At 43.5% G+C, this 12,127-nt stretch carries 13 protein-coding genes; 6 read left to right on the forward strand and 7 right to left on the reverse strand.

Going from position 1 to position 12,127, the window contains the following annotated elements; genetic code table 11:
* Window positions 1-82: 82 nt before the first annotated feature.
* The 3 genes from ACTB00_RS17540 to ACTB00_RS17550 all read right to left on the reverse strand — a co-directional run bounded on the left by ACTB00_RS17540 (window position 83) and on the right by ACTB00_RS17550 (window position 2,703).
* The gene (locus ACTB00_RS17540; protein WP_463301212.1) at window positions 83-361 is read right to left on the reverse strand and encodes a HipA domain-containing protein; all 279 of its coding nucleotides are present in this window, start codon (window positions 359-361) and stop codon (window positions 83-85) included.
* Window positions 362-551: 190 nt separating this feature from the next.
* Window positions 552-1,457: an ATP-binding protein gene (locus ACTB00_RS17545; protein WP_463301213.1), complete on the reverse strand. Its 906-nt coding sequence runs from the start codon at window positions 1,455-1,457 to the stop codon at window positions 552-554.
* Window positions 1,360-2,703, reverse strand: a complete 1,344-nt coding sequence (locus tag ACTB00_RS17550; RefSeq protein WP_463301214.1) for an ATP-binding response regulator — start codon at window positions 2,701-2,703, stop codon at window positions 1,360-1,362. Before ACTB00_RS17550 ends, ACTB00_RS17545 begins: the two co-directional genes overlap by 98 nt.
* A gap of 493 nt (window positions 2,704-3,196) precedes the next feature.
* On the opposite strand from ACTB00_RS17550, the gene ACTB00_RS17555 reads away from it, so the two are divergent.
* Window positions 3,197-3,868, forward strand: a complete 672-nt coding sequence (locus tag ACTB00_RS17555) for an OmpA family protein (RefSeq protein WP_463301215.1) — start codon at window positions 3,197-3,199, stop codon at window positions 3,866-3,868.
* 114 nt (window positions 3,869-3,982) lie between these two features.
* Window positions 3,983-4,615: a porin family protein gene (locus ACTB00_RS17560; RefSeq protein WP_463301216.1), complete on the forward strand. Its 633-nt coding sequence runs from the start codon at window positions 3,983-3,985 to the stop codon at window positions 4,613-4,615.
* A 353-nt stretch (window positions 4,616-4,968) separates the two neighbouring features.
* Here ACTB00_RS17560 and ACTB00_RS17565 read toward each other — a convergent pair whose 3' ends face one another.
* Complete coding sequence (locus tag ACTB00_RS17565; protein WP_463301217.1) at window positions 4,969-5,421, reverse strand: transposase; 453 nt, start codon at window positions 5,419-5,421, stop codon at window positions 4,969-4,971.
* Between the two features lie 341 nt (window positions 5,422-5,762).
* Between ACTB00_RS17565 and ACTB00_RS17570 the strand changes: the two genes are divergently transcribed.
* The 4 genes from ACTB00_RS17570 to ACTB00_RS17585 are packed head-to-tail and all read left to right on the forward strand — an operon-like array spanning window position 5,763 to window position 10,230.
* Window positions 5,763-6,629, forward strand: a complete 867-nt coding sequence (locus ACTB00_RS17570) for an MlaE family ABC transporter permease (RefSeq protein ID WP_463301218.1) — start codon at window positions 5,763-5,765, stop codon at window positions 6,627-6,629.
* On the forward strand, window positions 6,626-7,411 hold the full coding sequence (locus tag ACTB00_RS17575) for an ABC transporter ATP-binding protein (RefSeq protein WP_463301219.1): 786 nt from the start codon (window positions 6,626-6,628) through the stop codon (window positions 7,409-7,411). Before ACTB00_RS17570 ends, ACTB00_RS17575 begins: the two co-directional genes overlap by 4 nt.
* 18 nt (window positions 7,412-7,429) lie before the next feature.
* Complete coding sequence (locus ACTB00_RS17580; RefSeq protein ID WP_463301220.1) at window positions 7,430-8,359, forward strand: MlaD family protein; 930 nt, start codon at window positions 7,430-7,432, stop codon at window positions 8,357-8,359.
* Window positions 8,360-8,388: 29 nt separating this feature from the next.
* Window positions 8,389-10,230, forward strand: a complete 1,842-nt coding sequence (locus ACTB00_RS17585) for a hypothetical protein (RefSeq protein ID WP_463301221.1) — start codon at window positions 8,389-8,391, stop codon at window positions 10,228-10,230.
* 75 nt (window positions 10,231-10,305) lie between these two features.
* Here ACTB00_RS17585 and ACTB00_RS17590 read toward each other — a convergent pair whose 3' ends face one another.
* The 3 genes from ACTB00_RS17590 to ACTB00_RS17600 all read right to left on the reverse strand — a co-directional run bounded on the left by ACTB00_RS17590 (window position 10,306) and on the right by ACTB00_RS17600 (window position 12,090).
* On the reverse strand, window positions 10,306-10,497 hold the full coding sequence (locus tag ACTB00_RS17590; RefSeq protein WP_463301222.1) for a cold-shock protein: 192 nt from the start codon (window positions 10,495-10,497) through the stop codon (window positions 10,306-10,308).
* 134 nt (window positions 10,498-10,631) lie between these two features.
* Window positions 10,632-11,432: a M48 family metallopeptidase gene (locus ACTB00_RS17595; RefSeq protein WP_463301223.1), complete on the reverse strand. Its 801-nt coding sequence runs from the start codon at window positions 11,430-11,432 to the stop codon at window positions 10,632-10,634.
* Between the two features lie 100 nt (window positions 11,433-11,532).
* Entirely contained in the window at window positions 11,533-12,090 is a 558-nt protein-coding gene (locus ACTB00_RS17600; protein ID WP_463301224.1) for a helix-turn-helix domain-containing protein, read from the reverse strand.
* Between the last annotated feature and the right edge of the window lie 37 nt (window positions 12,091-12,127).

Consider the following 12,127-nt stretch of genomic DNA (forward strand, 5'->3'; position numbering starts at 1 on the left):
TTTGAAGAATGAAGATTAAATTTTTTGTATAATTGCAGCATCTCCCAAAGTGGCACGGTTTAAACCGAAAAGTGTGGCACGGTCAGACCGAAATCGCCACCAGATCCTCGTCATCTGCGGGATTGACCAATGCAGTTGTCAAAAGGTCATAAGCAGGAGCAAGTACAGTGCCTGCTCCCGTCTGATGGATCAGTGAAAAGTTCTTTAGGTGCATATCTGCATTTCCGGTTAAGAAAGAGAATAGGACCAGCTCACAAAAGTTAACGACATCCAGGCCAGAATTGGACGAGTATTTCATGATCGCTTTACCGATTTGTTCATAGCTCCCGTTGTATTTTTCTTCAGTCAGCCGTTCGGTCAACTGGCACATTGAAAAGCCGGTGGAGTGCGATTTTTTTTACTGTCCAGTTAATGTCCTTATGGTAATTTACGGGTTTATGCTTTTCTTTTCGCATTGACATAGAAAGTTCACCCCAGAATGCTGAGATGGACTTAATCATGAAATGAATTGGGAGGATATTTTGTTAGGCTGACTTCAAATTGAACTGCGCCTATTGCTTAACCTTTTTTTGTCGAAAATAGCGGTCAATCATCTTACTCAAAGCCGTTAGATTTAATGGCTTTGATGCATAATCGTTGCATCCGGCCGCTAGCGCTTTTTCCTTGTCACCATACAGGGCATGGGCCGTTTGTGCAATAATGATTACGTTTTGATTGAATTGCCGGATCTGCCTGGCTGCTTCGTAACCGTCCATTTCGGGCATGCTGATGTCCATAAGAATTAAGTCAATATCCGAATTTTTTCGGCAGGTTTCAACCGCTTTCTTACCAGTGGTAACTTTCAGAAACTCCCCTGTGAAATTTTCGACCATCTTGCTTAGCAGCAGACTCGAAAATTCGACATCTTCGACAATCAGAATTTTGAGTTTTCTTTCCGGTATTTTTATCGCATAGCCATTCAGGATTGGAGCGGCTTTCTTTTCCTGGTTCTTGACCGGATGATACGGAACGCTAAAACAGATTGTCGTTCCGTTGTCTTTTGTCGTTTTTTTGTTGCTTCCGATCCAAATTTTCCCTCCAAGCATCTCAATATAGGCCTTTGAAATAGCCAGGCCCAAGCCAGCCCCTTCGTGCATTCGGCTCAATGCTTCGTTTCCCTGTCTGAACCGATCAAATACGAATTTTCTGTCCTTTTCAGGAATTCCGGAACCGGTATCAGTAACATAGAATTCCAGTTCGTTTTCCGTCTTTTGGTAACCAAATGCAATGGAGCCTTTAGTTGTAAGCTTAATGGCATTTTTCACCAGGTTGGTCAACACGGCATACACTTTCTCCCGATCGGTTTTCACATTGGCTTCATCATCGCTCAGTCCGGTTGTGAATGAAAGATGCAGCTGTTTTTTTTTTTGCTTCGAGCTTGAAAAAACGGTAAATGTATTCGAGCTGCGTGTTGACATTCGTTTCCGAAATTGAAAGCTCAATTTGTTCCGATTCTATTTTTGAAATGCTGATAATGTCGTTGATGATATTGAGCATGCGGACGCCGCTTTCTTCAACGATCCCAATGTATCGCTTGTGTTTTTCTTCGGATAGCTTACTTGTTTTAAGCAATTCGGTAAAACCCAGAATGCCATTCATGGGTGTCCTGATTTCGTGGCTCATGTTGGCCAAAAAAGCCGTTTTTAACCGGTCGCTTTCTTCCGCCTTCTCTTTGGCTTTTACCAAATCGAATTCGGCTTGTTTACGCAAGGTAATGTCAACCATGGTGACCAAACATTTTCCCGTTGCCTCACTGATAATCCCATCAACACGCACGTATTTAGGCGCACTGTCGGCAATCGTCAGTATTAATTCACAGGTTTCTTTAGTTCTGCTTTGAAATACGTTTTGAATGAAATCATTAAAAACCGGCCTGGTTTCGGGCGAAACAAAAAAGCCAAGCTGACTTTTTAACAATTGTGACCGCTCTTTGCCTAATAAAAGCGCGGCCGTATAATTCAGTTCAGCAATTTCACCATCGGCTGTGAGCGTCAGGTAGCCCGATGGGGAGAAGTCATACAGCTCGGTGAATTTCTTTTCAGCTTGTTCTGCCGTTTCCTTTGCATGACTGAGTTCCTGGTTTTGCATTTCCAGTTCAATCTGATGCACTTCAAGCTCGTGGATGAGCTTTAAATGATCGACTCCGGTATGTTGCACCTCTGATTTTTGCGGCTTTTTTTGCAATAGCTTTTCTGCCTTCTGACGATACGTGTCAGAACTGCTTGCTCTTGTGGCAAGATCCTGTCCTGTTGTTTTCTCTTTCCCTGTTTTTTGAAGGTGGTTAATGATCAAGCTGATCAAGTCATCCTTTTTTGCTGGTTTCAGAATATAGTCATTACATCCGGCTTCAAGCGCTTTTTTCCGCTCACTGGCCATTGTTTGATTGGTTTGTGCAATAATCGTCACGTTTCGGTTGAACGTCCTTATTTGGCGGCAAACTTCAAGGCCATCTTTCCCGGATAGCTTGATGTCCAGGAGGATCAAACTCAAGGCAGAGTTTCGGCGGCAAATTTCAATGGCTTCAAACCCGTGGCCTGTTTTAAAAACCTCGCCTACTGGTTCTTTCACCGCAAGGGCGATGAGTATTTCCGATAGCTCGTCGTTGCTGACCAAGAGTATTTTTTGGTTCAGATTCTCCCCCTCCGATAAGCTTTTCTTGCTCATAATTGTTGGCTTTTTAATTTTAACGAATTGTTTTAATTCACGTTTATTGAATGTTTTTTTAGTCGCAGGTCATTTCCTGCTTATCTGCGCCCGGAAATGTCTCGGACAATACATTGAATTAGATTAACATCAACAATCTGTCCGGTTTCAGCATCAAGGATCAATATGCCATTAGTGCTTCTTTTGAAAGGTGTTTGACTTTCTTCTCCGGCTGATCAGGGAGATCATAATTTGATGCTGCGTGCCACATATTTATTCAGATTTAAAATGGATATCTCGGTATAAGTAAGTAACAAAGGTCGACCTTCTGCCCCACATCGTTGTTATATTATTCAGGTAAAAGATTACATGATTTACAGATTAACTGGCTTTTAGCTCTTTATAATGTGTGAATCATGTAAATCAAATCCAGATTAATGTAACTTTTCGGCGTTTGCACAAGCCTATCTTTGTCTATATCGAATTGAAACATGACAAAATAAATTCATCTACTATGAAAAAGTTACGAATAAGTATGGTACTCGTGCTAAGTGCAGCTTTCTTGTTTTCAGGTTGCGCGTCGCTAAACAAAACACAAAAAGGTGGAGCTGTTGGGGTCGTCGCAGGTGGCGCAATGGGCGCTATTATCGGTAAGGCATCTGGAAATACAGGGCTTGGAGCAATTATCGGAGCCACTGTTGGGGGTGCTACCGGAGCTGTCATTGGCAATAAAATGGACAAACAGGCCGAGGAAATCGAACAAACGGTACCCGGTGCAAAAGTAGAACGCGTGGGCGAAGGCATCGTGGTTGAATTCAGCAGCAATGTGCTATTCGGATTCGACAGTTCAAATCTTTCGGCTGATGCCAGAACAAACCTGGATAAGTTGGTGAACGTGCTGGATGTTTACCCGGATACGAACATCGAAGTTCAGGGACATACCGACAGCAAAGGTAGTGAAGCATACAACCGCAGCCTTTCGGAAGAACGTGCCGGCCAGGTGTCTGCCTATCTAACCAGCAAAGATATCGATTACGACCGACTAAGTATTAAAGGATTTGGAGAAACGTTTCCGAAGTATGACAACAACACCGATGATGGCCGCTCACAAAACCGCCGGGTTGAGTTTTTGATTACAGCCAACGAAAAAATGAAGGCCGAAGCGGAAGCCGAAGCAGGGAGTTAGAGGAAGTTTGCAGTTTACAGTCGCAGTTTACAGTCGCAGTTTACAGTCACAGTCAGTTGACAGTAAAACAGGAAGAATTCATTATTGAAAATCAAAATCTTAAAAAATAAGCACATGAAAAATAAATTTGTATTAATTGTCTTACTCCTTGCGTTTTCAGCAACGTTTGCGATTGCCCAGGAACGGTCCAATGTGTCCTTTGGAATATTGGGTGGAGTAAATTTCCAGAATTTAAACGGAGAGCTATCGAGTGGTGACAAACTCGAAAATGATATGCTTCTGGGTTACCACCTTGGGGTTAATATTCAAATCCCAATTGCTCCGGAGTTTTATTTTCAGCCCGGATTGATGTATTCGCTAAAAGGTGCCAAAAACACGTACACGGCTTTGGGCAGCGAATTCACCGACGAAATCAAGATCAACTATCTTGAAGTGCCCTTGAACCTGGTTTACAAAGCTCCCCTGGGTAGCGGATTCTTTATGCTTGGTTTTGGGCCATACGTGGCTTATGGGATCAGCGGCAAACAAGTTTTTGAAGGTAATTCCTTAACGCTTGAGCGAGGTGTCGATTATAAAGATTTTGACGCCGGAGCAAACATTTTTGCCGGATTTGAAATGGCCAGTGGCTTGTTTCTGCAGTTAGACACCCAGTTCGGGATGCTGAATATTATTCCCGACGATTCTTCAGATGATCAATCAACAGCAAAAAATACAGGCTTTGGTCTGTCATTAGGATACCGATTTTAGGTTTGGGTTTTTAAGTGAAGGTTAGTGTTAGGAAGGCCGTTCCCCAAAAGGGGACGGTCTTTCTTTTTGAGTTTATGCTGTTGGTGGATCGGAGGTCGGTTGCTTGTGTTGTTGCTGAGTTCCGAAATTAGTTTAATTGATGAACGAAATCCGCAGTTAACAACAATAGCCGCAGATGAAACCTACGGAAACGATGGACAAGGTTGAACACCACAATCCTTGAAAGGGAGCTCAACAGACTGGTCTTTATTTCTGTGGATATCATGGAATCAATTCGAAATTTTGGCGAGAATTAGCGTTATGCTATTCCTAAAACCTTATTTTCTGTTCTAACCTTAGTAGCTCTTTTAGAATTATTCCCCTCCTACCTTATTTTTTATGGTATCCTGATAGTGCTTCAGAAACCGTTCATATTCTTCAGAGAAGCTCTGTTTTTTATGGTGCTTGGGCTGGTTTAAAATATATTTGCAAACCTTGTCGACATCCGACTTTGAAACGGAGAATGCGGAGGCCGATTGCTGCCATCTGAAAGGTCCTATACTCAATTTGTTTTCATTGATGAAATTTTCTGAGCTATCTGCAATAATCGTTGCCATATCCAACTCAGAAATTGCGGGGGAGCGTGAAACCAAAAAATGAACATGTTCTGGATTGGCGAAAATAGCATAAAGTTTCGACTCATTTTTACTCACAATTCCTGTTATGTATTTCTCAACTCTCACACGGTTCTTCTCAGGAATGATCCGGTTTCGCCCAAAGGTTGTAAAAATAAAATGGGTGAATAAATTGTGGTATTCAATCTTCATCAAATAAGGTAAATAAGGTTGTGGTCTTTACGTTAATCGCTAACTACTAAGGTTTAAGGAATAAAAATAAGGTTTTTTATTCAAAAAGTGATTTTATTTGTTACTCAAACTTTCTCCAATAACAATTTGAATTGATCCGGGATCGGACTTTCCTTTCAGCAGAAAGAATGGCTATTTGGTTCCCCTTGTCACCGATAATGGTTGATGCAAATGACTTAACAGTCAGGTTTTTCGTCTTCATAGATGTGTGAATCATGTAATTCTTTTTTAAAATTATGTAACACAATATTGGGGCGATAGGCGTAAGTTTATGCCAACTTATAGGCAAACTTAAAATTGATATGGGAAAGTTTACTCCTATTATTCAAGTCATTCCGAGAGTCCTTCCGAAGGTTCGCGATGTGACGAAACATTCCATGACCAGGCTCAGCGAAAAAACGCTGGAGCAAACAGGATTATTCAGCCGCTTTTTAATGGACGTTGCTGACGTGTCCCTATTTATAGGCCGTCTGGTTCGGGAAATGTTTTCCGGTCATTTTGAATGGAAAGAATTTTTTCAGCAATGTTTTCAGATCGGGTCCAAGTCCTTGGCTCTTATTTCGATTACCGGCGCCATTATGGGTCTGGTGCTGACCATTCAGTCGCGACCGGTATTGGTCGATTTTGGGGCAGTGTCCATGCTTCCGGGAATGGTTGCCGTTTCGCTCATCCGGGAAATGGGCCCGGTGATTACCGCACTGATTTGTGCCGGTAAGGTGGGCTCGGGAATGGGGGCGGAGCTTGGATCGATGAAAGTGACCGAGCAGATTGAAGCCATGGAAGTTTCGTCGACCAACCCGATGCGGTTTTTAGTCGTTACGCGGGTTCTGGCAGCCACCTTAATGATCCCTTTGCTGGTTTTGTATGCCGATTTGATGGGCATCCTCGGAAGCTGGGCCGGTGCGAATATTAAAGGTGATGTGACGTTTTCCCTGTTTTTTTCCCAGGCGTTTAGCTCCATAGCCTTTATCGATTTTTTACCTGCCGTGGTCAAAACATTTTTCTTTGGTGCGGTGATCGGATTAGTCGGGACCTACAAAGGATACAATGCAGGACGTGGAACTGAAAGTGTGGGCAAAGCCGCCAATTCAGCTGTCGTACTGGCTTCGCTTCTGGTTATCGTTACCGATATGATTGCAGTACAAATTACCGATATGTTAATGTCATGAATACCATTCAAACAGAAAGAATTGCAGATCCCTGGCCAATAATCAACAGAAGCAATGAGCCGGTTATTGAGATCATGAACCTGAAAAAGTCATTCGACATGGAGCCGGTATTGGTTAACGTTTCGATCAATCTTTACAAGGGCGAAAACCTGGTCATCCTGGGCAAATCAGGCTCCGGGAAATCGGTCTTGATCAAATGCATTGTCCGCTTATTGAATCCCGACGGAGGAAAAATCCATGTGTTTGGCGAAGAAGTGGGCCAACTGGGTAACGCAACATTGAGTGAGTTAAGAAAGAAGATTGGCTTTCTTTTTCAGAGTGGCGCTTTGTATGATTCGATGACCGTGAGACAAAACCTGGAGTTCCCCTTGCGGAGAATAAAAAAAGGCCTCACAGAAAAGGAAATCTCCGAAAAAGTAATTGAGGCGCTGGAGAATGTGGGTTTGGCCGATGCCTTGAATAAAATGCCATCGCAGCTTTCAGGCGGCATGCGAAAAAGGATCAGCCTGGCACGCACGGTGGTTGTTGACCCCCAGATTATGCTTTACGATGAACCCACCACAGGACTTGATCCGGTAACATCTGATGAAATAAGCGAGTTGATTAACGACGTTCAGCAAAAATACAAAACCTCGTCCATCATTATTACCCACGATATTGAATGTGCGCGTGCTACGGCCGATCGGATCATTATGCTGAAAGACGGAGAAGTCTATACGGAAGGGACGATCGAAGATTTTGAGAAATCGACTGACCCGCTGATCAAATCATTTTTCAAGTAATTCTAAAATAACAGCATTATGGATAATCACTCATCAAATTTCAAAGTCCGTCTAGGGCTTTTTGTTGCTGGCGGACTGGCACTATTTGTACTTGCCATATTTATCATCGGCAAACAAAAAAACCTGTTCAACCCGGTGTTTAAACTGACCACGACTTTCTATAATGTCAGTGGCCTGCAGGTTGGAAACAACATCCGTTTCTCGGGGATTAATGTTGGGACGGTTGATAACATCAGCATTATTAACGATTCAACCGTACAGGTTGATCTATTGGTGAGGCAGGAGATTAAACAGTTTATTAAGTCGGACTGTATCGTGGCCATCGGTTCCGAAGGTTTGATTGGCGACCGCTTACTGATCATCACCCAGGGAAGCACACATTCTCCCTTGGTGGAAAACGACCAGGAGCTTGCATCGGTTGAGCCGGTTGAAACGGATGCCATCATTTCCAGTTTGCAGGTTACATCGGGGCACGTGGAGGTTGTCACCAAACAGCTTGCCGAGATTGCGATTAAAATAAACAGCGGCCGAGGTACGCTCGGCCGGCTGATACACGATACCATTATTGCGAATAATATTAACGACATGATCGTAAACTTTCAGAACAGCTCCAAGGAAATGGAGGAAATGATTACGGTAACCAGAGGCGACGTATCTGGCATTATGGAGAGTTTCCAGGAAACAGCGGAGAACGCCGAAGTCTCGACCCAACAACTCGAAGATATTATGGTGAAAGTGAACACCGGGCAGGGAACTTTGGGCCGGTTGATCAATGATACGGTCACTTCCAATAATATCGACGAAACCATTCTAAACCTAAAAAACAGCTCCAAAGGCTTGGATGAAAACATGGAAGCACTCAAGCACAATATCCTTTTCAGGGGATATTTTAAACGGAAGGCAAAACAGGAAGAGCAGGAGCGGATGGAGGAGTTGAAACCAGAATAACCATAAATATAGAAAATGACAGCACACCAATGTGGTTCAGAACGATCGTCATACTCTTCATTATTTCGGTTTCAATCGGCAGCTCCGCTTTTGCCCGCCAAACGCCCGAAAAGCAAGATTCAACCCGTCTTTATGAAAATATTGACGCCTATTCGGAAGGCGGCAAATTCACCCGCTTTATGTACCGGCTATTTTTTAAGCCTGTTGTTCCCGATCCTGTAAAGGGCAAAGACGGAAAGCGCGTTTACTCAAGGCTGTTTCAAAAACCATACAGTGCCTTTGAAGGTAAAATCATCCGGAACATCACCATCCAAACCCTCGATCCATTTGGCACTTCCATTGGCGACACCATCGATGCTTCGCTCAATTGGCTATCGAAAACCGGAAACAAACTGCATATCAAATCGCATGAAATCACGATTAAAAACTTGTTGCTGATCGATCAAAACCAGCTTTTTGATTCGCTGTTGGTCATCGAAGCCGAACGATTGGTGCGCAGCAGACCGTACATCCGTGATGTTTCCTTTTTTGTTGAATCGGCATCACCGGGCTCCGATTCGGTCGATGTTAATATTCGTGCCTTGGATATCTGGAGTATTGTCCCCAGCTTGTCAACATCAAGTTCGCGCACGACCATTGGCGTTATGGATGAAAATTTTTTAGGCTTGGGGCACGAATTTCGAAATGAGATTGCCCGAAATCATACCAAAGACGATTATTCGTACCACACCAGTTACGCCATTCCGAACATTAGAAACACCTACATTGGCGCAAGCTTAGACTACGCCATTGAAGGCGACCGTTATTACAGCAAGAGCGTGACGATTGAACGCCTGTTTTTTTCGCCTTTTGCCAGATGGGCCGCCGGGCTTCACTTCATGCAACAATTCAACGACGATTCAATCTACACAGACCATGGCATTTACAGGCAAAGCCGGTTTAAGTTTAACGCGCAGGACTATTGGGTAGGAGGGGCCATTCCGTTGAACAGACGCAATCCAGCGTATCGCCGGAGTACCAATTTCATTTCGACCATCCGCTTTTTGCGCGTTCGATATCTTGAAAAGCCTGGAGAAACGCTTGATCCGAAGCAATTTTATTCAAACGAAAATTTCTATTTGGGAAGTGTTGGCATTTCTGAGCGACGGTATGTTCAGGACAAATACATCTTTAAGCATGGAATCACGGAAGATGTTCCGGTTGGAAAGGTGTACAGTCTGACCGGAGGTTACCAGGAGAAAAACGCGGTGGGCCGATTTTATTTGGGCGGACGCGTTTCCATAGGCGACTATTTTCGCTGGGGCTTTTTGAGTTCCAATATCGAATTGGGCACGTTCATTCGTGCATCGCATGCCAGCCAGGGAGTGATTAAGATGGATGTCAACTATTTTACCGGACTGATTGAAATTGGGCAATGGAAATTCAGGCATTTTGTCAAACCCCACTTGACTGTTGGAATAAATCCCATGTCGCTGGATCGTTTGACACTTGATGAGGAATTTGGACTAAGCGGATTCCGCAGTCCTGAGCTGACCGGTGCCAGCCGGCTTTTGTTGACGATTCAGACCCAGTCGTTTGCTCCATGGGATTTTATTGGGTTCACATTTGGTCCCTTTATCAACTATTCGATGGGAATGCTTGGCAACGAACGGATGGGGTTTAAAAACAGCCAAGTTTATTCGCGGTTGGGCGTAGGTGTTTTAATCAAGAATGAGAACCTGGTCATGAATTCGTTTCAAATCTCCCTGTCCTTTTATCCGAAAATTCCCGGGGTCGGGCGAAATGTTTTGAGGGTGAACTCATTTTCAACGGATGATTTTGGTTTTCAGGATTTTGAAATTGGGAAACCGGGACCCGTTCTATTTCAATAAAGGGGATAGAAAAAAAGCCGGCTCAAATTGAATTGAGTCGGCTTTTCGGTGAAAAATGTCTTATATAATTATAAACTATGCAAGTTTAACATTTACGGCATTTAATCCTTTGCGTCCATCTTGAAGATCGAAAGTGACTTCGTCATTTTCTCTTACTTCGTCGTTCAAACCTGATACATGAACGAAATACTCTTCCGTTGACGCACCGTCTGCGATGAATCCAAAACCTTTGGATTCGTTGAAAAATTTAACTGTTCCTTTGTTCATAATACTTGTAATAAAAATAAAAGTTCTCGCGAAGATACACTTTTTTATTAATAAAATATATTTTTTTAATAATTGTGTTTCGTCTGCTGTAAAAGGCCATCATTGTTTCGACCATCGGCAGTATTGTTCTCAACTTATTTGCTTGCGGAATAATAGTTCAAAGCTTCGGGCATAAACTGATTTAGCTTTCTCATTCGTGTATTGTCCGACGGGTGCGTACTTAAAAATTCAGGTTGCTTTGCCCCGCCTGCTGCCGACATGCGTTGCCAAAAGGGAATCGCTTCGCGGGGATCGTACCCGGCCATGGCGGCAAATATCAATCCATATTGATCGGCTTCGGTTTCCTGCTGACGTGACCAGGGCAACATGGCTCCAAGCTGGCTACCGATACCGTACGACATCATAAACATGTCTTTCGTCTCCTGGGGTTTTTGCGATAAAGCGACTTCCAAAGCGGCTCCTCCTAATTGCTGAACCATTGCCCGGCTCATCCGTTCGCTGCCATGCTTGGCAATAGCGTGGGCAATTTCGTGCCCCATAACGATGGCAAGCGCTGTTTCGTTTTGGGTAACCGGCAGCAGACCAGTGTAAACAACCACTTTTCCTCCCGGCATACACCAGGCATTCACGTCGTCACTGGCCACGGTGTTGAATTCCCATTGGTATCCTTCCAGTACTGATTCTTGTCCCCTGCCGTTATAATACTGCGTAACAGCGTTGGCAATACGCGCACCAACACGGTCAACCATTGCGGCACTGCTGTTTTTAGGATTTAAGGTGTTATTCTCTGCCAAAAAAGTCGTGTACTGGTTTGTGGCCATCAGTTGTAGTTCCGATTCCGGAACCAGGCTTAACTGGTTGCGTCCTGTTACCAGGTTCATGGCGCATCCTCCTAAAAGGGAGGCGATTAGTAATGCAAACAGAATGTTTTTCATGATTCGAAATATTAGGTGATAGCATATCAACATACTTACCCGAAGGTAGCGTCATTGATTGGATGAACTCTTACACAACTTTTGAAAAGAGTTACAACATTCACATATTTTCGAGGGGATTGCGTTTAATTTTGAGTTGCTTGTAGTGCGATGGGGTTAGTCCGGTCAATTTTTTAAATTGATTTGACAGGTGGGCTACACTGCTGTAGTGCATGATGTAGGCGATTTCGGTGACATTCAATTCGTCGTAAACCAACAATTCTTTCACGCGCTCCACTTTGTGGGTGAGTAGAAAATGTTCGATCGTGATCCCTTGGTTTTCTTTGAAAAGGTTGGACAGGTAGGTGTAATCGTAATTGAGTTTTTCGCTTAGGTAGTCCGACAGATTCACCTTGATTTGTTCATCGGAATAATGCACCAACTCAATGATGATATTTTTTATGCGCTCAATCAGGATTCCCTTCTTGTCGCCGATGATTGAAAGCCCCGATTCTTTCAGGCCATCGTTTAGCTGTGCCAGTTCTTCAGGTGTGAGGGTTTCCATAATTTCAACTTCACCCAGTTCTACAAGAATATAATGGAGTCGAAGCTTTTTAAGCTCTGACTTCACAATCATCTTACAGCGATTACTGACCATATTTCTGATGTGAAGTTTCATTCTGCTTGCACGTTAGGTTGACTAATTTTAAACAATC

It is taken from the genome of Sunxiuqinia sp., assembly GCF_055140945.1.